The 23,184-nt window shown below is 42.7% G+C and carries 21 protein-coding genes and 1 riboswitch; of the genes, 20 read left to right on the forward strand and 1 reads right to left on the reverse strand.

Annotated elements, in window-relative coordinates; all coding sequences use genetic code 11:
- Positions 1-4 precede the first annotated feature (4 nt).
- The 12 genes from ACQKNS_RS12495 (at position 5) to ACQKNS_RS12550 (ending at position 15,078) form a co-directional block, all read left to right on the forward strand.
- Positions 5-550, forward strand: coding sequence for a CvpA family protein (locus ACQKNS_RS12495; protein ID WP_427643273.1), 546 nt, complete (start codon positions 5-7; stop codon positions 548-550).
- A 210-nt stretch (positions 551-760) separates the two neighbouring features.
- Entirely contained in the window at positions 761-2,479 is a 1,719-nt protein-coding gene (gene polX / locus ACQKNS_RS12500; RefSeq protein ID WP_427643275.1) for a DNA polymerase/3'-5' exonuclease PolX, read from the forward strand.
- A gap of 35 nt (positions 2,480-2,514) precedes the next feature.
- Positions 2,515-4,869 (forward strand): endonuclease MutS2, encoded by a 2,355-nt coding sequence (locus ACQKNS_RS12505; RefSeq protein WP_427643277.1) that lies wholly within the window; start codon positions 2,515-2,517, stop codon positions 4,867-4,869.
- 65 nt (positions 4,870-4,934) lie between these two features.
- Positions 4,935-5,342 carry a DUF350 domain-containing protein gene (locus ACQKNS_RS12510; RefSeq protein ID WP_230301750.1) on the forward strand — a complete coding sequence of 136 codons (408 nt, stop codon included), beginning with the start codon at positions 4,935-4,937 and terminating at the stop codon, positions 5,340-5,342.
- Positions 5,343-5,798: 456 nt separating this feature from the next.
- Complete coding sequence (locus ACQKNS_RS12515; RefSeq protein WP_427643278.1) at positions 5,799-7,496, forward strand: long-chain-fatty-acid--CoA ligase; 1,698 nt, start codon at positions 5,799-5,801, stop codon at positions 7,494-7,496.
- Positions 7,497-7,696: 200 nt separating this feature from the next.
- Entirely contained in the window at positions 7,697-8,284 is a 588-nt protein-coding gene (locus ACQKNS_RS12520) for a TetR/AcrR family transcriptional regulator (RefSeq protein WP_427643280.1), read from the forward strand.
- A gap of 125 nt (positions 8,285-8,409) precedes the next feature.
- A complete protein-coding gene (locus tag ACQKNS_RS12525) occupies positions 8,410-9,183 on the forward strand; it encodes an enoyl-CoA hydratase (RefSeq protein ID WP_427643282.1) in 774 nt (257 codons plus the stop codon).
- A gap of 114 nt (positions 9,184-9,297) precedes the next feature.
- Positions 9,298-10,071 carry an electron transfer flavoprotein subunit beta/FixA family protein gene (locus ACQKNS_RS12530; protein ID WP_352919368.1) on the forward strand — a complete coding sequence of 258 codons (774 nt, stop codon included), beginning with the start codon at positions 9,298-9,300 and terminating at the stop codon, positions 10,069-10,071.
- 69 nt (positions 10,072-10,140) lie between these two features.
- Complete coding sequence (locus ACQKNS_RS12535; protein WP_098370029.1) at positions 10,141-11,118, forward strand: electron transfer flavoprotein subunit alpha/FixB family protein; 978 nt, start codon at positions 10,141-10,143, stop codon at positions 11,116-11,118.
- Between the two features lie 210 nt (positions 11,119-11,328).
- On the forward strand, positions 11,329-11,643 hold the full coding sequence (trxA, locus tag ACQKNS_RS12540; RefSeq protein ID WP_034308995.1) for a thioredoxin: 315 nt from the start codon (positions 11,329-11,331) through the stop codon (positions 11,641-11,643).
- A gap of 103 nt (positions 11,644-11,746) precedes the next feature.
- Positions 11,747-13,519: an excinuclease ABC subunit UvrC gene (gene uvrC / locus ACQKNS_RS12545; RefSeq protein WP_427643284.1), complete on the forward strand. Its 1,773-nt coding sequence runs from the start codon at positions 11,747-11,749 to the stop codon at positions 13,517-13,519.
- 61 nt (positions 13,520-13,580) lie between these two features.
- A riboswitch (Lysine riboswitch) is annotated at positions 13,581-13,757 on the forward strand.
- Between the two features lie 88 nt (positions 13,758-13,845).
- A complete protein-coding gene (locus tag ACQKNS_RS12550) occupies positions 13,846-15,078 on the forward strand; it encodes an aspartate kinase (RefSeq protein WP_427643286.1) in 1,233 nt (410 codons plus the stop codon).
- Between the two features lie 63 nt (positions 15,079-15,141).
- Here ACQKNS_RS12550 and ACQKNS_RS12555 read toward each other — a convergent pair whose 3' ends face one another.
- Positions 15,142-15,612, reverse strand: coding sequence for a YslB family protein (locus tag ACQKNS_RS12555; protein ID WP_427643288.1), 471 nt, complete (start codon positions 15,610-15,612; stop codon positions 15,142-15,144).
- A gap of 383 nt (positions 15,613-15,995) precedes the next feature.
- Here ACQKNS_RS12555 and ACQKNS_RS12560 point away from each other — a divergent pair, with 383 nt between their 5' ends.
- The 8 genes from ACQKNS_RS12560 (at position 15,996) to ACQKNS_RS12595 (ending at position 23,124) form a co-directional block, all read left to right on the forward strand.
- Positions 15,996-16,604: a succinate dehydrogenase cytochrome b558 subunit gene (locus tag ACQKNS_RS12560; protein WP_076364864.1), complete on the forward strand. Its 609-nt coding sequence runs from the start codon at positions 15,996-15,998 to the stop codon at positions 16,602-16,604.
- Positions 16,605-16,674: 70 nt separating this feature from the next.
- A complete protein-coding gene (gene sdhA, locus ACQKNS_RS12565; protein ID WP_427644200.1) occupies positions 16,675-18,426 on the forward strand; it encodes a succinate dehydrogenase flavoprotein subunit in 1,752 nt (583 codons plus the stop codon).
- Positions 18,427-18,443: 17 nt separating this feature from the next.
- A complete protein-coding gene (gene sdhB, locus ACQKNS_RS12570; RefSeq protein ID WP_034308984.1) occupies positions 18,444-19,217 on the forward strand; it encodes a succinate dehydrogenase iron-sulfur subunit in 774 nt (257 codons plus the stop codon).
- 242 nt (positions 19,218-19,459) lie between these two features.
- Positions 19,460-19,939, forward strand: coding sequence for an acyl-CoA thioesterase (locus ACQKNS_RS12575; RefSeq protein WP_427643290.1), 480 nt, complete (start codon positions 19,460-19,462; stop codon positions 19,937-19,939).
- Between the two features lie 106 nt (positions 19,940-20,045).
- The gene (locus ACQKNS_RS12580; RefSeq protein WP_028392149.1) at positions 20,046-20,270 is read left to right on the forward strand and encodes a helix-turn-helix domain-containing protein; all 225 of its coding nucleotides are present in this window, start codon (positions 20,046-20,048) and stop codon (positions 20,268-20,270) included.
- A 222-nt stretch (positions 20,271-20,492) separates the two neighbouring features.
- Complete coding sequence (locus ACQKNS_RS12585; protein WP_283915332.1) at positions 20,493-20,936, forward strand: MarR family winged helix-turn-helix transcriptional regulator; 444 nt, start codon at positions 20,493-20,495, stop codon at positions 20,934-20,936.
- Positions 20,937-20,946: 10 nt separating this feature from the next.
- Complete coding sequence (gene racE / locus ACQKNS_RS12590) at positions 20,947-21,750, forward strand: glutamate racemase (protein ID WP_427643292.1); 804 nt, start codon at positions 20,947-20,949, stop codon at positions 21,748-21,750.
- A 294-nt stretch (positions 21,751-22,044) separates the two neighbouring features.
- The gene (locus ACQKNS_RS12595) at positions 22,045-23,124 is read left to right on the forward strand and encodes a GerMN domain-containing protein (RefSeq protein WP_427643294.1); all 1,080 of its coding nucleotides are present in this window, start codon (positions 22,045-22,047) and stop codon (positions 23,122-23,124) included.
- Positions 23,125-23,184: the final 60 nt, after the last annotated feature.

Below are 23,184 nucleotides of genomic sequence, written 5' to 3' on the forward strand. Positions count from 1 at the left end.
GTACATGCTTGATTTAGCAATTCTGGCCATTCTTTTAATCGGTTTATTAATCGGTTTAAAGCGTGGCTTCATTTTACAAGCGGTTCATATGACAGGGTTCATTGTAGCCTTCATCGTCGCTTATGTATTTTACGGAGATCTTGCTCCCAATTTGAAATTGTGGATTCCGTTCCCAACGATGGGCGATTCCTCGACCCTTAATATGTTTTTCGACACAGTCGGGCTTGATACGGCGTATTACAATGCAATTGCCTTTGCAATCATTTTCTTTGCTGCCAAGATCCTTTGGCAAATGATAGGATCCATGCTCAATTTCATTACCCACCTGCCGATATTAAAGCAGCTGAATCGCTGGGGTGGAGGGATATTGGGTTTTCTCGAAGTCTATCTTATCATGTTTATTATATTATATATAGCTGCCATGCTGCCAATGGATTCCATTCAGAAACCATTAACTGGCTCATTTCTGGCAGAATCGATCGTGAAACATACGCCGTTCCTTTCCGAGCAAGTGAAGGAGCTTTGGTTTCATAATGTAAAACAATCTTAATGTAAGTATAAGAGGGCCTGCCTCCCTTTCTCAAAGTCCTGGATTCCTATACTTTGAACGGGGGAGGCCCCTTTTTATGTAGCAGCATGTAACTTCCCCCTATTTGATTCGAAAGTTAAGAACCTGACTGCTTGTACTTTACCTCCAAGAAAGGTATCTTAAAGAAAGTGAACAATGGACACCCTACTAATTTTTTTGGCGGTGAAATAAATGACAATGAATAAAAAAGATATCATTAAACTATTAGAAAAAATTGCAATATATATGGAACTAAAAGGAGAGAACCCGTTCAAGGTTTCAGCTTTCCGAAAGGCAGCTGGAGCCTTGGAAACGGATGACCGGAGCCTTTCGGCCATCGATGACTTTACCGCTTTAAATGGAATCGGGAAAGGAACGGCATCCGTCATCGAGGAGTATATAAACGAGGGGAAATCGACCGTGCTTGAAGAGCTGCAGGAGCAGGTGCCAAAAGGATTGATTCCGCTTCTTCAGCTTCAAGGTCTGGGCGGGAAGAAAATTGCCAAGCTTCATAAAGAGCTGCATGTCAATGATGTGAATGATCTTAAAATCGCCTGTGAAGAAGGCAGGGTCGCGGCACTAGCAGGTTTCGGCAAAAAAACGGAAGAGAAGATCCTTTCTGCCATTGCAGAGGTAGGTTCAAGGCCCGATCGGCTGCCCCTTGCCTTCATGAGGCCGATTGCGGATGATATTGAAACCGCCCTTGCTAACATGGAATACATCATCCGTTCTTCCAGGGCAGGCAGCATCCGGCGTATGAGGGAGACCATCAAGGACCTCGATTTCATCATCTCGACAGATCATCCAGAAGAAGTTAAGGATCAACTGCTTGCATTAACGGGGATAAAGCAGGTGATTGCGGCCGGTGATACAAAAGTGTCGGTCGTGCTTGATTATGAATATGATATATCTGTTGATTTCCGGATCGTGAAGGATCAGGAATTCATCACGACACTCCATCATTTTACAGGTTCGAAGGATCACAATGTGAGGATGCGCCAGCTTGCTAAAGATCGCGGCGAGAAAATCAGCGAATATGGGGTGGAAGTGACTGAAACCGGTGATGTATTGACGTTTGAAACGGAAGAACAATTTTATAATCATTTTGGACTTCCTTTCATTCCGCCGGAACTGCGTGAAGACGGAACGGAAGTGGAGCATTATGATGCTAATGAACCTCTCATATCTTTAGAGGCCATCAAAGGTGACCTGCATATGCATACCACATGGAGCGATGGGGCCCATACGATTGAAGAAATGATTGAAGCATGCCGTGCAAAAGGGTATCGGTATATGGCCATCACCGATCATTCGCAATATCTGAAAGTGGCGAACGGCTTGACCGCGGAACGTTTACGTGAACAAAAACGCATCATCCATGAACTAAATGAAAAATACGCTGACTTTACCGTTCTTTCAGGGATTGAAATGGATATACTTCCTGATGGGACCCTTGATTATGACGATGAGCTGCTTGCAGAGATGGACTTGGTGATCGCATCAATTCACTCAAGCTTTTCACAGCCTCGGGACACGATCATGGAGCGCTTGAAAACGGCCCTGAATAATCCGCATGTAGATATCATTGCCCATCCAACGGGAAGGATCATCGGCAGACGAACCGGATATGATGTTGATATCGAGATGCTGATCGAACTGGCACGAGAAACGAATACAGCCTTGGAATTGAATGCGAACCCGAATCGATTGGATTTGGCACCCCCCCATCTGCGCAAGGCACAGGAAGCAGGCGTTCCGATCGTGATCAATACGGATGCCCACAGCATCGACATGCTTGAACACATGCCTGTTGGGGTCTCATCAGCCAAAAAAGGCTGGATCAAAGAATCAACGGTTCTTAATGCAAGGGATACGGATGGATTATTGGCGTTTTTAAAGAGAAATGATTAACTATTTGCCCATAAATAAGGAGGAGCTTTAACTCCATGCATAATAAAGCTTTAAAGACATTGGAATTTCATAAAATAAAAGAACAATTAATTTCACACGCATCCTCATCGATAGGAAAAGAGAAGGCAGAGCAATTGATGCCTTCCACGGATTTTGAAGAGGTGTCGAGATGGCAGGAAGAAACAGATGAGTCAGCCAAGATCGTCCGGTTGAAAGGGAATTTGCCATTGGGCGGGATTTTTGATATCCGTCCGCATGCAAAAAGGGCACAGATTGGCGGAATGCTCTCACCGATGGAATTGATGGAACTTGCGAGTACGATTCGTGCCGGCAGGATCCTCAGCCGTTTCTTTGAAGAACTTGCAGAGCAGGAAATTGATGTTCCGCTTTTGGCCGAATATATCGATTCCCTTCATCCATTGATAGATTTACAGCAGGAAATAACGTATGCAGTAAGCGAACATGGTGAAGTGATGGATTCTGCCAGTGACAAGCTTCGTACCCTAAGAAACCAAATTCGGACGAACGAAAGCCGCGTCAGGGGAAAACTGGAAAGCATGATCCGTTCTTCCAATGCATCAACAATGTTATCCGATGCCATCATCACCATCCGGAATGACCGATTCGTCATCCCGGTAAAACAGGAATACCGGAGTGTGTATGGCGGGATCATCCATGATCAATCCTCATCAGGGCAGACACTGTTCATTGAACCGCAAGCGATCGTTCAGCTGAATAATGTCCTCCAGGAAACAAGAGTGAAGGAAACGCAGGAAATAGAACGGATATTGGTCGAACTATCGGAAAAAGTCGGTGCGTACACTCCTGAATTGCTTCATAATGTCAAAGTGCTTGCCCAAATCGATTTCCTTGTCGCCAAGGCGAAGTATGCAAAAGCGATTAAAGGATCCAAGCCGATTCTGAATAATGAAGGACGCGTGAAATTATTCAAAGCGAAACACCCGCTCATTCCAAGTGATGTTGTCGTGGCCAATGATATTTTTCTTGGTGATGAATTTACGACAATCGTCATCACCGGCCCGAATACAGGTGGTAAGACGGTTACCCTGAAAACAATTGGCCTCTGTACGTTAATGGCCCAGTCCGGTCTGCAAATCCCTGCGCTGGATGGATCCGAAACGGCTGTGTTTTCTTCCGTTTATGCCGATATTGGCGATGAACAGTCGATTGAACAAAGCTTGAGTACATTTTCTTCGCATATGGTCAATATTGTCGATATCCTAAAGCATGTCGATTATGACAGCCTTGTTTTATTCGATGAGCTTGGAGCGGGTACCGACCCACAGGAAGGTGCTGCTTTGGCCATTTCCATTTTGGATGAAGTGTATAAGCGCGGGGCACGTGTGATTGCAACGACACATTATCCGGAATTAAAAGCGTATGGGTATGATCGGGAAGGCGTCATTAATGCAAGCGTCGAATTTAATGTGGAAACCTTGAGTCCCACCTATAAACTTTTGATCGGTGTACCAGGTAGGAGTAATGCGTTCGAAATTTCCAAACGCCTTGGTTTGGAAGAAAGCGTGATAAACAGCGCCCGCAGCCATATAGGTGAGGATACGAATAAAGTTGAGAATATGATAGCGTCCCTTGAAGACAGCCGCAAAAAGGCCGAAGAAGAAGAACAGGAAGCCAAGAATCACCTGGAACAGGCTGAAATTCTTCATAAAGACCTACAAAGGCAAATTGGTGAATACCATGAAGAACGGGATGCGATGGTTGAAAAGGCAGCAAAAGAGGCAGCTGCAATCGTTGAAAATGCAAAAAGGGAAGCGGAAGCGATTATTGCCGACTTACGTAAACTGCGACTTGAAAAGCATGCCGATGTTAAAGAGCATCAACTGATCGATGCCAAAAAGCGGCTTGAAGAAGCAGCGCCAAAGGTGAAGAAAACATCAAATAAAGCGGCAAGGCCGCTGGATAAGAGCTTGAAACCTGGAGATGAAGTAAAGGTCGTAAGCTTCGGTCAAAAAGGTCACTTGATCGAGAAGGTTTCAAATAATGAATGGCAGGTTCAAATCGGCATCATGAAAATGAAGGTGAAGGAGTCTGACCTGGAATTCATCAAGGCCACAAAAGTAAAAGAAACAAAGCCCCTCACCACGATCAAAGGCCGCGATTATCACGTTAGCGTTGAACTTGACCTCCGTGGAGAGCGCTTTGAAAATGCAATATCAAGAGTGGAAAAGTACATTGATGATGCTCTTTTGGCCGGTTATTCGAGTGTCTCCATCATTCATGGTAAAGGAACGGGTGCACTTCGGTCCGGGGTCCAGGAATACTTGAAAAACCACCGCTCCGTCAAAAGGATTCGCTTCGGCGAGGCCGGTGAAGGCGGGACAGGTGTTACTGTGGTGGAATTTAAATAAAGGAAAGCGGTCACTCCGGCCATTCTGCCAAGCCGGGTGTCTTGTTACCATTCGGGAGTTGGACCATGGTGAATATGTGGGAAAATGAATATGTATATATAGCTGCTCGTTACAGTGTCGTTATTCTGTGCATGATTGTTTTTTTAGCCATTTTTGAACTTGTCACAAAGTACAAGAACTGGGAGGAAATCAAACAAGGAAACCTTTCTGTCGCGTTGGCAACAGGTGGTAAAATATTTGGGATCGCCTATGTATTCCAACAGTCCATTCTCCATCAGAATTCGCTTCTTACCATGATTGGCTGGGGCGTATACGGATTTGTCCTGCTATTGATCGGTTATTTCATTTTTGAATTTATGACTCCTGGATTTAAAATAGATGAAGAGATACAAAAAGATAATCGGGCAGTTGGATTCCTATCGATGATCATATCAATCGCATTATCTTTTGTCATCGGCGCAGGGATTTCTTAATGTCCTTCATGAGAGGGAGTAAGCTGTGGAGAAACTTGCAAAAGTCTTAATTGTTTGTTGCGGGATCTTTTTTCTGCTTGGAATCATTTATATGACATTCTTTAACTGAAGCGGCCATTATGCCGCTTCTTTTATTTGAGTTCCGATAAAAAAGATTGGGGTATGGAATGTATAATCGTAATGGTCAAATAGACTTTTCATATTGATACAAAAGATTGAAGAATTATCGCTTAATGCTTGACCGGCCATGCAAACGCAAATCTGTGACGGATGTGTATCAGAATTGGAATATATGAATGGGCGAATTTTAAGTGGTGCATCCAATATTCCCTATGGTCGGTATAGAACATATATCTCATCGCAGGGTCGTTATACTCTGAAATTCGGCAATTGTAAGAAAATGCCGATTGTATTATAATGAAAAGAGTATTGAGAATATTCAGAAGGAGGGGGCAAATGAGCAATAAGCCATGGCAAGCTATTTATCCGGAACAGATACCCGCTGTTTTGTCTTATGAAGATAAACCTCTTTATTCTTTTTTAAAGGAATCAGCCGAAGAATTCCCCGATAAAGTATCAATTCATTTCCAGGGAAAAGAATTAACTTTCCGGGAAGTGCATGAATCTGCTTTAAAGTTTGCTGCCTATTTAAAAAGTATCGGCCTTCAAAAAGGTGAACGCGTTGCCGTCATGCTTCCTAACTGCCCTCAGGGTGTCATAAGCTTTTTTGGTATATTGATGGCCGGCGGAGTCGTGGTTCAAACGAATCCAACCTATACTGAACGTGAATTAGAATATCAAATGAAAGATTCCGGAGCGAAAATAATTTTGGCAATGGATATTTTATTTCCCCGTGTAGCTGCAGTGGCATCAAGAACAGATATAGAACATATAATTGTAACCGCTATCAAGGAATATTTACCTTTTCCGAAAAACCTTATCTATCCTTTTATCCAAAAAAAGCAATACGGCATTGTCATCAATGTGGAGCATGAAGGGAATCATCATTTATTTTCCGAAATAATGAAACGAAAGATGACTGAAGAAGCCACTGTGCCGATCGATGTGGATAATGACCTTGCCCTTTTGCAATATACTGGTGGGACAACAGGCTTTCCCAAAGGGGTCATGTTAACCCATAAGAACTTGCTGGCAAATACGAAAATGTGCAATGCTTGGCTTTATAAAAATAAGCGCGGTGAGGAAAGGATCCTCGCGATTCTGCCCTTCTTCCATGTGTACGGTATGACTACAGTCTTGGTTCTTTCCATCATGGAAGGGAACACCATGATCATCATGCCAAAGTTCGATGTCGAAGCGACGCTTAAGACCATCCAAAAACAGAAGCCGACCATGTTTCCGGGAGCGCCAACGATGTATATCGGCCTCTTGAACCATCCGGATATCGCTAAATATGACCTTTCTTCCATCAATGCCTGTATTAGCGGTTCTGCATCATTGCCCGTAGAGGTTCAAGAGCAGTTTGAGAAAATTACCGGCGGGAAGCTTGTTGAAGGCTATGGACTTTCTGAAACCTCACCGGTGACCCATGCTAATTTCATCTGGGATCAGCCGCGTGTAAAAGGAAGCATTGGGCTGCCATGGCCAGATACTGACTCGGTGATTCTATCCCTGGAAACCTTTGAAGAGCTTCCCCCGAATGAAATAGGCGAAATTGCCATAAAAGGACCACAGGTCATGCAAGGGTATTGGAACCGACCGGATGAAACGGAAAACACCTTTAAAAATGGCTGGCTGCTTACAGGAGATCTGGGCTACATGGATGAGCAGGGGTTCTTTTATGTGGTCGAAAGGAAAAAGGATACAATCATTGCAGGCGGTTTCAATATATATCCACGAGAGGTGGAGGAAGTGCTATACGAGCATGAGGCCATACAGGAAGTGGTCGTGGCAGGTATTCCCGACCCTTATCGCGGTGAGACAGTTAAGGCCTATGTCGTACTGAAAAAAAATGCCAGGGCCACTGAAGAGGAATTGAATGAATTTGCCAGAAAGAACCTGGCTTCCTATAAGGTGCCGCGCAGCTATGAATTCCGGGATGAACTTCCTAAAACGACGATAGGAAAGATCCTGAGAAGGGTCCTTATCGAGGAAGAAAAGAAAAAAATATCCGAGGAAAGAAAAGAAGCTTAAACAAGCCCCCCTTTTAACGGAGCAGCGGAAGAGAGCTCCGTGTTTTGCAGAACGGCTGGACAAGCTATGGATGGGGGCTGTACAATGAACATAAGTGGAATGTCAGGACTCTTGAAGTTTTTGCTTGACAGTAAAAGGCCGTCATTTTATGATAGAAATATGAATGATTATTCATTCATTTTTCTGAAAGGGGACATCCAGTGAAAAGCAACAGACCAAAGTATAATCAAATTATTGAAGCGGCCGTTATCGTCATTGCCCAAAACGGTTACTATCAAGCCCAAGTATCCAAAATCGCCAAGCAGGCAGGCGTAGCGGATGGCACCATATATTTATATTTTAAAAATAAAGAAGATATCTTAATATCATTATTCCATGAAAAGATGGGTTCTTTTGTGGAACAGATCGAAGAAGAGATAAAAGGAAAGACCACTGCTTCGGATAAACTGCATGTGCTCATCCAAAGACATTTTAAAAACCTTTCAGAAGACGTGAATTTAGCAATTGTCACTCAGTTGGAATTAAGACAGTCGAATAAGGAATTGCGCCTTAGAATTAATGATGTGTTAAGAGGGTATTTAAATTTAATCGATCAGATCATTATTGAAGGAAAAGAGAACGGCGAATTCCTGCCTGATTTAAATAATTTACTTGCCAGGCAGATGATTTTTGGAACGATTGACGAAACCGTGACGACATGGGTCATGAATGAGCAGAAGTACTCTCTTCCTGACCTTGCATCAGACGTTCACCGCCTGCTGATTGGCGGCTGTGGCCTGAAAAGTTAACGATTTAAATAGGGGATGCCCAGCCATCCTCGAAAGAATCGATTAATCCTGCTTCCCGCTTATTAGGGAAGTGATACATATTGAATTTTCAAAAAAGTTTGACTAGGATGCCTGGAGGGATTGATATGGAATATCTTAAGCTTTCTGTCGAAAATCATGTGGCTTTTATAACGATTGATCATGCACCTGCAAATGCGCTTTCTTCGGCTATCATCGGAGAGCTTTCACAAGCCTTCGATCAAATTGGGGAAGACGAAGCCGTACGGGTAGTCCTTCTTCATGGTGAAGGAAGATTCTTCTCTGCAGGAGCAGACATTAAAGAGTTTACGGAAGTGGAAAACGGGAAAGCTTTCGAGAAGCTGACCAAGAATGGTCAATCTGTATTTGAGAAAATCGAATCTTTTCCAAAACCGGTCATTGCAGCCATCCATGGAGCAGCGCTTGGCGGAGGATTGGAGCTGGCCATGGCCTGTCACATCCGATTGGTCACCGAAAGGGCTAAACTTGGTTTGCCTGAGCTGCAGTTGGGCTTAATCCCTGGATTTGCCGGGACCCAACGCCTTCCTCGTTATGTAGGCATGGCAAAGGCAGCTGAAATGCTGTTTACAAGTGAACCGATTTCAGGTACCCAAGCTGTGCAATGCGGATTGGCGAATCATGCCTTCACGGATGAAGAACTGATTCCAAAAGCTAAAGAACTAGCCAATAAAATCGCCAAGAAAAGCCCACTGGCTTTAAAGTCGGCCATTGAGTTATTGAATTATTCTAAGCATGATTCCTACCATAAAGGTGTGGAAAGGGAAGCCGCCCTCTTTGGCCAAGCATTCGATACCGCTGATGCTCAAGAAGGAATCAGCGCTTTCATTGAAAAAAGGGAAGCTGTATTCAAAGGGAAATGATCTAAATAACTATTTTTATATATCATGCAGGATTTTGATGAAATCTGTAGAACAATACTATATATCAATAAAATTCATAATCTTCAAAACTCAAATCATTCGGGAGGTATTATCGTGAACATTTATGTACTGCTGAAAAGAACATTTGATACAGAAGAAAAAATTACACTATCCAACGGAAAAATTAATGAGGATGGAGCAGAATTCATCATTAATCCATACGATGAGTATGCGGTTGAAGAAGCGATCCAGGTACGTGATGCACAAGGCGGCGAAGTAACGGTTATTTCCGTCGGAACCGAAGAGGCTGAAAAGCAATTACGTACAGCGCTGGCAATGGGTGCTGACAAAGCCGTATTGATAAATATAGAAGACGACATAGAAAATGGCGACCAATTCACGACTGCCAAAATTATAGGTGAATACTTAAAAGATAAAAATGCCGATTTAATCATTGCAGGAAACGTAGCAATCGATGGCGGCTCTGGTCAAGTGGGACCACGCGTTGCCGAAATTTTAGAAATTCCTTATATTACAACCATTACTAAATTGGACATCGCAAATGGAAATGTAAGCGTTATCCGGGATGTCGAAGGGGACTCCGAAACGATCGAAGCATCCCTTCCATTGTTGGTGACAGCTCAACAAGGGCTAAATGAGCCGCGTTATCCTTCTTTGCCAGGAATCATGAAAGCGAAGAAGAAACCGCTTGAGGAATTGGAATTGGATGACCTGGATTTGGAAGAAGAAGATGTTGAGGCAAAAACAAAAACGATTGAAATTTACCTTCCTGCTAAAAAAGAAGCTGGAAAAGTATTGGACGGAGAAATCGGTGATCAAGTTAGCGAACTTGTACAATTATTACGCAGTGAAGCAAAAGTGATTTAATCTTAAACGGCACTTTTCAAAACAACACACACGACAAAAAAGAAAATAGAGCACAGGAGGTTTTTATAAATGGCTAGAAAGTTTCTTGTATTGGGCGAAGTTCGTGACGGTTCACTGAGAAATGTATCATTTGAAGCTATCGGTGCGGCTAAACTTGCTGCAGATGGCGGGGAAATCGTAGGTGTTTTAGTTGGTGACAGTGTTCAAAATTTCGGGAATGAATTGATCCAATATGGCGCGGACAGGGTCGTGGCAGTGGAAAATGATCAATTGAAACAATATACTTCAGATGGATATGCGCAAAGCTTGCTTGCGGTCATCGAGCAGGAAAAGCCAGAAGGGATTTTCTTTGGACATACGGCCCTGGGAAAAGACCTTGCACCTAAATTGGCTGGAAAGCTTGAATCAGGCTTGATCTCGGACGTTACATCCATTGAAGAAGAAGGCGGAAATATCGTTTTCACCCGCCCGATATATTCTGGTAAAGCATTTGAAAAGAAAATTGTTACGGATGGCGTGATATTCGCGACAATCCGTCCGAACAATATCGAACCATTAGCGAAAGACGAGTCCCGCTCTGGCGATGTTTCTACATTAAGTGTGGATATTAAGGATTTACGCACCATCATTAAAGATGTTGTTAGAAAAGCTAGCGAAGGGGTCGACCTTTCAGAAGCGAAAGTAATCATCGCAGGCGGACGGGGCGTGAAAAGTGAAGATGGTTTTGAACCATTAAAGGAACTTGCACAAGTTCTTGGCGGAGCTGTAGGAGCTTCCCGCGGAGCATGTGATGCGGATTATTGCGATTATTCTTTGCAAATCGGGCAAACGGGTAAAGTCGTAACACCTGACCTTTATATCGCCTGCGGAATTTCCGGTGCGATCCAGCATTTAGCGGGGATGTCCAACTCCAAGGTTATTGTTGCCATCAATAAAGACCCGGAAGCTAACATATTCAATGTAGCTGATTATGGAATTGTCGGAGACCTTTTCGAAGTCGTTCCATTACTTACGGAAGAATTCAAAAAACTAAAAGTTAACGCTTAAAAAAAGAGATATTACAGATAAGGGGCAAGACATTTGGCGAAAGCCGATACGTGTCTTGCCCCTTTATTTGGGCTAAGAGGCAAGGACTTCGGCCTGCATATTCATTCTTTTTTTGGACATCCTACCACTGAAGCAAAATATTAGCATCGGTTCGAGCAACAATGGTATACTGTCTTTAGTTATTTGAGTAAATTTGAGGAGGAAATATATATGGCTATTGTAAATGCAACTGACCAAACTTTCACAACAGATACTAGCGAAGGTGTTGTTCTTGTAGATTTTTGGGCTCCATGGTGCGGACCTTGTAAAATGATCGCTCCTGTTCTTCAAGAGCTTGATACTGAAATTGGCGATACAGCAAAAATCGTTAAAGTGGATGTAGATGAAAACCAAGAAACAGCAGGAAAATTCGGTGTGATGAGCATCCCGACATTAATCGTCCTTAAAGACGGTGAAGTGGTGGATAAGGTTGTTGGTTTCCAACCTAAAGAAGCACTTGCTGAACTTATTGCAAAACACGCGTAATAGTAAGATAGCTAAAAAAAGCTTCAAGTCTGCGGACTTGAAGCTTTTTTCACTATCTTGATATATAATGATGGTATAAATGGGAGAACAGGAGGCTGAATGCATGAATCAACAAATAAAGAATAAACTTGCCCTTCTTCCCGATCAACCTGGTTGTTATTTAATGAAAGATCGTCAGGGAACGATCATATATGTAGGCAAAGCGAAGGTGTTGAAAAATCGTGTCCGTTCTTATTTTACGGGATCTCATGATGGAAAAACATTTCGGCTCGTGAATGAGATTGAGGATTTCGAATACATCGTCACCTCATCCAATATCGAGGCTCTTATTTTAGAGTTGAACTTAATCAAAAAACATGACCCAAAATATAATGTCATGCTAAAGGATGATAAGACGTATCCTTTCATCAAGCTGACTGGGGAACGCCACCCGCGACTAATCATTACGCGAAAAGTCAAAAAAGACAAAGGGAAATATTTCGGTCCTTATCCGAATGCGTTTGCAGCCAACGAAACGAAAAAGTTGCTCGACCGCATCTACCCCCTGAGAAAATGCAATACTTTACCAGATCGCGTTTGTCTCTACTATCATCTTGGCCAGTGTCTGGCCCCGTGTGTATATGAAGTAGGGGAGCAGGAATATAAAAAAATGGTGGATGATATCAACCGGTTCTTGAACGGCGGGCATACTGAAATAAAAAAAGAACTGACAGAAAAAATGCTTGTGGCATCAGAAGAGCTCGATTTCGAGAGGGCCAAGGAGTTCCGTGACAAGATTGCCCACATTGATATAACGATGGAGAAGCAAAAAATGATGACGACCGATTTCATCGACAGGGATGTATTCGGTTTTGCCTATGATAAAGGCTGGATGTGCGTTCAGGTATTTTTTGTCCGGCAGGGTAAATTAATAGAAAGGGATGTTTCACTTTTTCCAGTCTACGATGAACCCGAACAGGAACTTCTTACATTCCTAGGTCAGTTTTACGAGATTACGAACCATTTTAAACCAAAGGAAATCTTGCTGCCTGAATCAGTTGATGCCGAAATGGCCGAAGGGCTGCTTGGGGTCAAAACGATTCACCCCAAAAGGGGGGCGAAAAAAGACATGCTTAAATTGGCGAATAAAAATGCCTCCATCGCCCTCCAGGAAAAATTCTCTTTGATTGAAAGGGATGAAGAAAGAACGATCAATGCGGTGGAAAACCTCGGGAACCAATTGGGTATCTACACTCCGCACCGAATTGAAGCTTTCGATAATTCCAATATCCAGGGAAGTGACCCTGTTTCCGCTTTAGTCGTGTTCATTGATGGGAAGCCGGAAAAAAGAGAGTACCGAAAATATAAAATCAAGACGGTCCAGGGACCTGATGATTATGAATCGATGCGTGAAGTGGTCAGAAGAAGGTATTCACGAGTATTGAAAGAAGGGCTGCCGCTTCCGGACTTGATCATCATTGATGGCGGAAAGGGACACGTCGAAGCCGTTCGGGATATTCTGGAAAACGAATTGGGCCTTGACATTCCACTTTCAGGCCTCATTAAGGATGAAAAGCATAGGACATCGCAGTTGATGATCGGAAATCCTCTTGAAATCGTACCCCTTGATTCACGGAGCCAGGAATTCTACCTATTACAAAGAATTCAGGATGAAGTGCATCGGTTCGCGATTACTTTTCATCGCCAGCTACGCGGCAAAAATGCGGTTCACTCCCAGCTTGATGATATTCCAGGAGTCGGGGAAAAACGAAGGAAACAATTATTAAGGCATTTTGGATCATTGAAGAAAATCAAAGAGGCAACAGTCGAGGAGATCATGGAAGCTGGTATGCCAAAAGGGGTAGCCGAGGGAATCGTTAGAAAATTACAAGAATAATCTTGCTACCGATAAATCACTATGCTATGATTAAAAGGAATTTTTAACTAGACAACTTAAAAGTGCTGATAGAGGTGCGGAATTCAAGAGTAAAAACCTGGAGAAGTATGAGCTTCCATGAAAGGTTTTGAAAGGGGATGACGCCGAAGGTAGACAAGACTCATACCTTGTCTTCCTGGTCCGACATTTAATAAATGGCGGATTGTCAGGGTTTATATCCTGGAGAGCTATCTCACTGTGTTTACAGTTTTAGATATGTGATCACAGCAATGAGATATTTCTCATTGCTTTTTTTATTGCCTAAAAAGTAGAGAGGGTGCATGAGGATGGCATTGATCGTTCAAAAATTTGGCGGAACATCCGTCGGTAGCGTAGAAAAAATCAAAAATGTTGCCAATCGGGTAATCGAGGAAGCGGAGAATGGAAATGAGGTAGTCGTCGTTGTTTCAGCTATGGGGAAAACAACGGACCAATTGGTTTCCATGGCCCGTGATATTTCCGGAACCCCGAGCAAAAGGGAAATGGATATGCTATTGACCACTGGGGAACAGGTAACGATTTCCCTGTTAACGATGGCATTGATTGAAGAAGGACATGAAGCCATTTCGTATACTGGCTGGCAGGCTGGCATGCAAACGGAATCCGTTCATGGGAATGCCCGGATTTTAAACATCGATGCTTCAAGGATCCAAGCTCAGCTTCAACAGAAGAAAATAGTGGTCGTGGCCGGTTTCCAGGGTAACGATGTAAATGGGGAGATCACTACCTTGGGGCGAGGCGGTTCCGATACGACGGCGGTTGCGATCGCTGCAGCGCTGAATGCGGATAGATGCGATATTTATACGGATGTAACAGGTGTTTTCACAACGGATCCACGCTACATAAAAGGTGCGCGGAAACTCCAATCCATTTCTTACGATGAAATGCTGGAACTTGCCAACCTGGGAGCGGGCGTCCTTCATCCAAGGGCTGTCGAATATGCAAAGAATTATCAAATTCCGCTTGAAGTCCGTTCAAGCATGGAGAGAGAATCAGGAACGATCATAGAGGAGGAAGCAACTATGGAAGAAAACTTAATTGTACGCGGCATTGCTTTTGAAGACAGTATTACGAGGGTCACAGTTTATGGTTTGCCCCAATCTCTTGGTGCATTATCCACAATCTTCACGACACTTGCGAAAAACCAGATCAATGTGGACATCATCATTCAGAGCATGACCGCCGAGGATACGACCAATCTATCTTTTTCCACAAAAAGTGAAGATACGGAAGCGGCATTGATCGTGCTGGAAAATAATAAAGTGCAATTGGGATTCGACCGGGTTGAAACGGAGAGCGGGTTGGCCAAAGTGTCCATCGTCGGATCTGGTATGGTATCCAATCCCGGAGTGGCTGCCGAAATGTTTGAAGTGATGGCCAATACAGGCATCCAGGTGAAAATGGTCAGTACATCGGAAATTAAAGTATCGACTGTCGTCAATGAAAAGGAAATGGTGAAGGCGGTTGAATCCCTTCATGAAGCATTTAAACTTGGTCAGCATGCAAATGTGCTAGCTTAAGTGCCAGGAGTCCAATAAAAAACAGACTTCCGGTAAAAAGGGTAAGTCTGTTTTAAGGGCTCATTAGATTGGATCTCTGGGATCCCATTGGATGGTGAATATCACTTTTTTTGCGCGGCGTTTGATTTCTTCCGTTGATTCGCTGAGGAATTTCTTTTGCAGTGAAAACTGCTCGGCAAGGAAACCGGCTTCGAGCTGGAAGTGACAATCAGGGTGTAACTCCAGGCGGCGGCTGATTATTTCACCCGTCAGGGATAATTCCATCTCGTGTTTCGTATACTTCAAGATTTCTAGATTGCCCCATCCAGCGCTTTGGAAAAATTCAATAACTTCCTGATCGCCATTCAATGGGAATTTTCTTGCTAATTGTTTACCTGCCCAATAGAGGATTTGATTGGAGTCTTTTCCGAGAATATCGTTCAATAGAACTTCTCTGATTAATTCGTACCCGAAAGCTGGAACTTTGAATTCTTCAGGTTGAATTTCTTCAGTTTGAATCTCTTCTTCTATCGCAGCAGCAATATTTTTTTTCATAATTTATCGCCTCTTTCTGTAAATCTATTATAAACGCATTTCTTTTGCAAATTATACTGTTTTTTATTTATTTAAATAACAATTGGAAAAAAATGAGAAATTATACCGGGATATTAATAGATTAATGAGTAATTTCTCCAAAATATGTGCTTGATAGATAAAAAAAAGTCAAATTAATCCAATAAAATCTATTCTGAAAAAGAGATTTCTTGTATCCGTTTTCTTGACGCACATAGAAGTCAGGAGTAAAATGGACATGTCACATAATTGTAAAGGAAGTATAGAGGAGTTTTTTGACTCTATACTGTATTTTCACGCGGAGATAAAAGGTAGCCACCAGATTATCTTTGCATGATTTTTCACAAATTAAGGGGGGGCACTTAGTGGCAAAGAATCGTGAGTTTGGGAATCGCAGGCTTCATTCACTTCTAGGAGTAATTCCAATTGGTCTATTCCTAATTTTTCATTTATCGGTAAACTTTATGGCAACAAAAGGAGAAGAAACTTTTAATGGGGCAGTTCATTTAATTGAGTTTACGCCCGTGAAAATTTTGGTAGAATGGGTCGTTATCTATCTACCGCTCATTTTCCATGCTGTGTACGGAATTTACATTGCCTTTACAGCAAAAAACAATTTAGGCAGATTTAGTTTCTTCCGTAACTGGATGTTCATGCTGCAACGCCTTACTGGAATCATAACATTGATTTTCCTTGTTTGGCATATATGGGCAACTAGAATTCAGGCAGCTATGGGTGCTGAAGTTAACTTTGACATGATGGCAGATATTTTCTCTAGTCCATTCATGCTTGTGTTCTACATTGTTGGTGTAATCTCGGCAATCTTCCACTTTGCTAATGGATTATGGTCATTTGCAGTGAGCTGGGGTCTGACAGTTTCACCAAGATCGCAAAGAATCATGACTTACTTTACATTGATCGTTTTCGTTCTTCTTTCTTATATCGGAGTTAGCGCAATTTTCGCTTTCGTATAAGAAGATAGAGTTCATTCATAAGTATTAGGAAAAACATAGCTTGGCTAATGGAAATAAGGGAGTGACAGAATTGGGTAAAGGTAAAATAGTTATCGTTGGTGGAGGTCTAGCTGGATTAATGGCTACGATCAAAGCAGCAGAGCTGGGACAACAGGTTGATTTATTTTCTTTAGTGCCTGTTAAACGCTCTCACTCAGTTTGTGCCCAAGGCGGAATTAACGGGGCAGTAAATACAAAAGGTGAAGGGGATTCTCCATATATCCACTTCGACGATACAGTTTATGGCGGAGATTTCTTGGCTAACCAACCGCCGGTTAAAGCGATGTGCGAAGCAGCACCATCGATCATCCACATGTTTGACCGTATGGGTGTAATGTTCAACCGTACTCCGGAAGGTCTTCTTGATTTCCGTCGTTTCGGTGGTACTCAACATAGCCGTACAGCATTCGCCGGTGCAACAACTGGTCAACAATTGCTTTACGCATTGGATGAGCAGGTTCGCCGTTATGAAGTTGAAGGCCTTGTAACGAAATATGAAGGCTGGGAATTCCTTGGAGCCGTTATCGATGATGAGCAAACTGCACGCGGTATCGTAGCTCAAAACCTGACTTCAATGGAAATCAAATCATTCCCTGGCGACGCAGTCATCATGGCGAGCGGCGGCCCTGGAATCATTTTCGGTAAATCAACTAACTCAATGATCAATACAGGATCAGCAGCTTCCATCGTTTATCAACAAGGTGTAAATTATGCAAATGGTGAGTTCATCCAAATTCACCCGACAGCAATCCCTGGAGATGACAAACTTCGTCTGATGAGTGAATCCGCTCGTGGTGAAGGTGGACGTATCTGGACATATAAAGACGGAAAACCTTGGTATTTCCTAGAAGAAAAATACCCTGCTTATGGAAATCTAGTACCTCGTGATATCGCGACTCGTGAAATCTTCGACGTATGTATGAACATGAAGCTTGGCATTAATGGAGAAAACATGGTTTACCTGGATCTATCACATAAAGATCCTAAATTACTTGATATAAAACTTGGCGGAATCATTGAAATCTACGAGAAATTCATGGGTGAAGATCCTCGTAAAGTTCCAATGAAAATTTTCCCTGCCGTTCACTATTCAATGGGCGGACTTTGGGTGGATTATGACCAAATGACTAACATCAAAGGTTTATTCGCTGCAGGTGAGTGTGATTACTCACAACATGGCGGTAACCGTCTTGGTGCGAACTCACTTCTTTCTGCAATCTATGGTGGTTCAGTCGCTGGACCGAATGCCGTTAAATATATTGAAGGCCTTGATAAAACTTCAGAATCCATTCCTTCTTCATTGTATGAAGGGTACGAAAAACAAGAACAGGAGAAATGGAATGATGTCATGTCTCTTGATGGTAACGAAAATGCGTACATCCTTCACAAAGAGCTTGGTGAGTGGATGACACAGCATGTTACTGTGGTTCGTTACAATGACAAGCTGAAAGAAACGGATAACAAGATTCTTGAGCTGATGGAACGTTACAAGAAAATTAACATCAATGACACGGCAAAATGGAGTAACCAAGGAGCAGCATTCACTAGACAGCTGCAAAACATGATGCAATTGGCTCGTGTAATCACAATTGGTGCCTTAAACCGTGACGAAAGCCGCGGAGCGCATTACAAACCTGATTTCCCGGAACGTAATGATGAAGAATTCATGAAAACGACTATGGCAACATTCAAAGGCTTGGATCAAGCACCTGAATTCCATTATGAAGATATCGATGTATCACTGATCGCACCGCGTAAACGTGACTACACAACGAAACACTAAAGAGGGGGAGCAAAAAAATGGTTGAAACTAAATCTGAGACTAAAACAGTCCGTTTTATAATCACTCGTCAAGATACACCGGATTCAGCTCCTTATGATGAGGAATTCGAATTAGCGTACCGCCCGAATATGAACGTAATTTCCGCTCTAATGGAAATTCGTCGTAATCCAGTAACTGTACAAGGCAAGCACACTACAGCAATCGCATGGGACATGAACTGTCTTGAAGAGGTATGTGGTGCTTGTTCAATGGTTATCAATGGTAAACCAAGACAATCATGTACAGCTCTTATCGATCAATTGGAGCAGCCGGTTCGCCTAGCTCCAATGCGTACATTCCCTGTTGTTCGTGACCTGCAAGTCGATCGCAGCCGTATGTTCGACTCATTGAAAAAGGTAAAAGCATGGATTCCAATCGATGGAACGTACAATCTTGGACCAGGACCTCGTATGCCAGAAAAGAAACGCCAATGGGCTTACGAGCTATCTAAATGTATGACTTGCGGTGTTTGTTTGGAAGCTTGTCCGAACGTAAACAGCAATTCAGACTTCATTGGACCACAACCATTATCGCAAGTTCGTTTATTCAATGCACATCCAACAGGTGCAATGAACAAAGCTGAACGTTTAAATACGATCATGGGTGATGGAGGACTTGCAAACTGCGGTAACTCACAAAACTGTGTGCAGTCTTGCCCTAAAGGCATTCCATTGACGACTTCTATTGCCGCGTTGAACCGTGATACTACGATCCAACAATTCCGTAACTTCTTCGGCAGCGATGAAGTTTAATAATGAACATGAAAGAACCTGTATCTTATGATATGGGTTCTTTTTTTTTGTTTTACATACGTAGTCTTGTTTGGTAAAGGGGGTTGAAGGGTGAAAGCGGCACCAAGCCAATGGTGAAGGAATTGGTTAATGATGTGAGCTTGATAAAATTAGCCTGCTTCCGATAGAAAATCCTTTTCATTATCGTTATTTTCTTATAAAATGAGTGAATAGTCATTCAATTCAGAAAGGGTGTGCACAAGTTGGGCAGATTATCATATATCGATAATATAACGGAGTGGATCAATGATTTTTCTTTTAAACATGAGATTAAGGTCCGCTTTTCGGAAACTGATATGTTTGGGCACTTGAATAACACGATTCCTTTTACTTATTTTGAGGAGGCTCGGATTGAGTATTTCAACAGTATGGGGTTCATGAAGGATTGGACTTCGGCTGAATGCGGGGAGATGCCGGTTGTTGCAAATTTACAGTGTGATTACCTGAAGCAGGTGTTTTTCAATGATCAGTTGACAATCCATGTGAAAGCTGACCATATCGGAAATTCTTCAGTGGACCTACATTATATGGGGACCAAACAAGATGGTTCACTTTGTTTAATAGGCAGGGGGACGATTGTACAAGTTTCCAAGACCACCGGAAAACCCGTACCTTGGACGGAAGAGATGAAGCGATCAATGTGGCATACAGAGATGCACATTCCTAAAAATATTTCCATTTAGACAAGTAAAAGAGTCACTCCATTGCCCCAGCCGACATACTATATCTTGACTAAATAGACACCCACTCCGGGTTTTATGCTGGTGAAGGCAAGGAGGGTAACATTACTTGAAGGAGAACGAATTCACTCATAAGCCACTACTCACCAAAAGAGAAAAAGAAGTATTTGAGTTACTAGTACAAGACAAAACAACAAAAGAAATCGCAGGTGAATTGTTTATTAGCGAAAAAACAGTTCGAAACCATATTTCGAATGCGATGCAGAAGCTTGGAGTTAAAGGACGTTCGCAGGCAGTCATAGAACTCCTTCGTATGGGAGAACTGAAGCTTTAATGTGTTAACTCTTAATACGTAAGCCTTATAAATATTTTCTCTCCCGTTTATTGGCAGCATATAAGGAAGGGCAAAGCAACTTGGTTGTTTTGACTTCTTTGGATGCTGCTTATTTTTATGTATGGGGTTTCATTATGATTCCAGGCAATCAATCTTGAAAATCATTTCACTTTCATCCAAAATGGTAGTATGATAAGTTTCATGAAGTGGGGAGCTGTGTGTATGGATGAAGAGAAGCAGGCGGCATATGTAGCCGATATCGAGAAGGAATTGCGCTATGTATCGACATGGCTTAAGCAAAGGGGAAGAGAAATTCTCCATGATTATAAAATTACCATTCCTCAATTCGTGGCTTTGCAATGGCTTTTTGAATCAGGCGACATGACGATTGGCGAATTGTCCACGAAGATGTTTCTCGCCTTCAGCACAACGACGGATCTGATTGACCGCATGGAGAAACATCAGCTTGTTCAGCGTGTCAGGGATGAAAAGGACCGGCGTGTGGTTCGAATTCACCTTCTTGAAGAAGGTGAACGGATTATCGAAGAAGTAATTAATAAACGGCAGCAGTACTTGAGTGGCGTGTTAGTCAATTTTAACGAATCTGACATCAGGTCCCTCAAAGGGATTCTAGCAAAACTACATCAAGAAATGAAAGAAAAATGAGGCGAGTTTTTTGAAACAACCGATAGGTATCATTGATTCAGGGGTAGGCGGCTTGACAGTAGCTAAAGAAGTCATGCGTCAGCTTCCAAATGAAAATATAATTTACTTAGGTGATACAGCAAGATGCCCTTATGGGCCGAGGACTAAAAAAGATGTACAAACCTTCACATGGCAGATGACGAGGTTTTTGATGAAGAAGGATATAAAAATGCTGATCATCGCTTGCAATACGGCCACTGCAGCTGTATTGGATGAGATCAGGGCAATCCTTCCGATTCCCGTTTTGGGTGTCATTCATCCAGGGGCAAGGGCGGCGTTGAAAGTATCTGATTCCTTGCATATTGGCGTCATTGGTACGGAAGGCACGGTAAAAAGCAAAGCTTATGACGACGCGCTTGCTTCCATCAATTCCGATGTGAAAGTAGACAGTTTAGCATGCCCGAAATTTGTCCCAATCGTGGAAAGCGGGGAGTTTCAAGGGGGTATCGTCAATAGGGTCGTGGCACAAACCTTGAACCCGTTGAAGAGAACGAAGATCGACACATTGATCCTTGGCTGTACCCATTATCCACTGCTGGGGCCTGTAATCTCTTCCTATATGGGGGATGAAGTGCAAGTCATTTCCTCTGGGGAAGAGACGGCCCGTGAGGCAAGTGTCATTTTGGATTACTATAAATTAATCAATAAAAGCAAGCTCCGTCCAGTTCATTGCTTTTACACAACCGGTTCAAGAGATATGTTTGGTTCCATCGCATCGAGCTGGCTCGGTATACATGTCAATGACATCGAAACAATTAAAATTGATCACTTATAAGACTTCCATTTGGAAGTCTTTTTTTCGGAGGGAAGAATGAAAATGTTCGTATATATCTGCAAGCCAGGATGGATATACCGCTAGAGAAGATGGAAGCCTGGAATGGCTTTAAGGGACAGAAGGGAATGGGAATTCGATTGTTCCAATCAGGATTTCCTGAAATCCCAATGAAGCTGACAAAGATGCATCAATACGGGCAAGATGCCGGGCTCCGTATAAGAGAGAAAAATAATTGGTCTATTTTCCCCTAGGGCTCGTATAAATAGGAGTACAAACTGTCCTAGGAGTGATTTTATGTCCAATAAATCAAAAGTAACAATGGTTGTGACCATTCTGGCATCTTCTGTTTGGCTTTCGGGCTGCGGATTATTTGGCGGTGAAGAGAAAAAGGAAATCGATCCACCAAAGGATGTTTCATTAGTCGAGGATGAATCTTCATTGAAAGAAACAGAAACGAATGGTGAGGAAAAGCCAGCGACTGATGGAGAAGAAGGCGCCGTTGAATCGAAAACGGTAAAGACGGAGTTATATTTAATCGATAAAAGCGGGTATGTGGTTCCACAGACATTGGAACTTCCTAAATCGGAAGCTGTCGCTAAACAGGCCCTTGATTACCTTGTCAGTAATGGACCGGTCACGGATAAACTTCCAAATGGGTTCAGGGCCGTCATTCCTGCCGATACCCAAATAAGCGTGAACATTAAAGATGGAGTGGCTGTGGCGGACTTTTCGCCGGAGTTCAAGAACTATCAGAAAGAGGATGAACTTAAAATTCTTCAAGCCATTACATGGACCCTTACACAATTCGACTCGGTCGATAAAATCCAAATGAGAATCAATGGAGAAGATATTTCCGAAATGCCGGTCAATGGCACACCGATAGATGAAAACATATCAAGGTCGTCAGGAATCAATATCGATACGAGTGATGTAGTCGACATATCCAATACAAAAGCACTGACCGTTTATTATGTAGGCGGTGACGAGGAGTACACGTATTATGTTCCGGTGACACGCAGGATCAGTGAAACGGTGTCTGATAATGTAACGGCAGTCATTCAGGAATTAACGAAGAGTCCTACGGGTTCTAACTTGCAAACAGGGTTCATGAGCGATGTAGCTTTACTTGACGAGCCTAAAGTGGCAGAAGGTAAGGTCAGCCTCAATTTTAACGAAAATATCCTTGGAAGCTTTAAAGAGAAAAAGGTATCACAAGAAGTCCTGGATGCCTTGGTCCTTTCTTTAACGGAACAGAAAGGAATTGAAAGCGTTGAAGTACAAGTGCAGGGCAGCGCAGATGTTCTTAATGAAGAAGGAAAGAAATTATCCGAACCAGTTGTCCGTCCAGAGAAAGTCAACACAGGCAGTTTTTAAAGAACCATATTATATTAGGAATAGCACAATGAGGCAGCCTGAAGCTGTCTCTTATTTTTT

Origin of the sequence: Peribacillus sp. NPDC094092 (genome assembly GCF_050279365.1) — a bacterium.
Taxonomy (GTDB): domain Bacteria; phylum Bacillota; class Bacilli; order Bacillales; family DSM-1321; genus Peribacillus.

Excerpts from the sequence above, each read along its gene's own strand:
- ACQKNS_RS12495 (WP_427643273.1), top strand. The coding sequence starts at position 5 with ATGCTTGATTTAGCAATTCTGGCCATTCTTTTAATCGGTTTATTAATC.
- polX (WP_427643275.1), top strand. The coding sequence starts at position 761 with ATGACAATGAATAAAAAAGATATCATTAAACTATTAGAAAAAATTGCA.
- ACQKNS_RS12505 (WP_427643277.1), top strand. The coding sequence starts at position 2,515 with ATGCATAATAAAGCTTTAAAGACATTGGAATTTCATAAAATAAAAGAA.
- ACQKNS_RS12510 (WP_230301750.1), top strand. The coding sequence starts at position 4,935 with ATGGTGAATATGTGGGAAAATGAATATGTATATATAGCTGCTCGTTAC.
- ACQKNS_RS12515 (WP_427643278.1), top strand. The coding sequence starts at position 5,799 with ATGAGCAATAAGCCATGGCAAGCTATTTATCCGGAACAGATACCCGCT.
- ACQKNS_RS12525 (WP_427643282.1), top strand. The coding sequence starts at position 8,410 with ATGGAATATCTTAAGCTTTCTGTCGAAAATCATGTGGCTTTTATAACG.
- ACQKNS_RS12535 (WP_098370029.1), top strand. The coding sequence starts at position 10,141 with ATGGCTAGAAAGTTTCTTGTATTGGGCGAAGTTCGTGACGGTTCACTG.
- trxA (WP_034308995.1), top strand. The coding sequence starts at position 11,329 with ATGGCTATTGTAAATGCAACTGACCAAACTTTCACAACAGATACTAGC.
- uvrC (WP_427643284.1), top strand. The coding sequence starts at position 11,747 with ATGAATCAACAAATAAAGAATAAACTTGCCCTTCTTCCCGATCAACCT.
- ACQKNS_RS12550 (WP_427643286.1), top strand. The coding sequence starts at position 13,846 with ATGGCATTGATCGTTCAAAAATTTGGCGGAACATCCGTCGGTAGCGTA.
- ACQKNS_RS12555 (WP_427643288.1), bottom strand. The coding sequence starts at position 15,612 with ATGAAAAAAAATATTGCTGCTGCGATAGAAGAAGAGATTCAAACTGAA.
- sdhB (WP_034308984.1), top strand. The coding sequence starts at position 18,444 with ATGGTTGAAACTAAATCTGAGACTAAAACAGTCCGTTTTATAATCACT.
- ACQKNS_RS12585 (WP_283915332.1), top strand. The coding sequence starts at position 20,493 with ATGGATGAAGAGAAGCAGGCGGCATATGTAGCCGATATCGAGAAGGAA.
- ACQKNS_RS12595 (WP_427643294.1), top strand. The coding sequence starts at position 22,045 with ATGTCCAATAAATCAAAAGTAACAATGGTTGTGACCATTCTGGCATCT.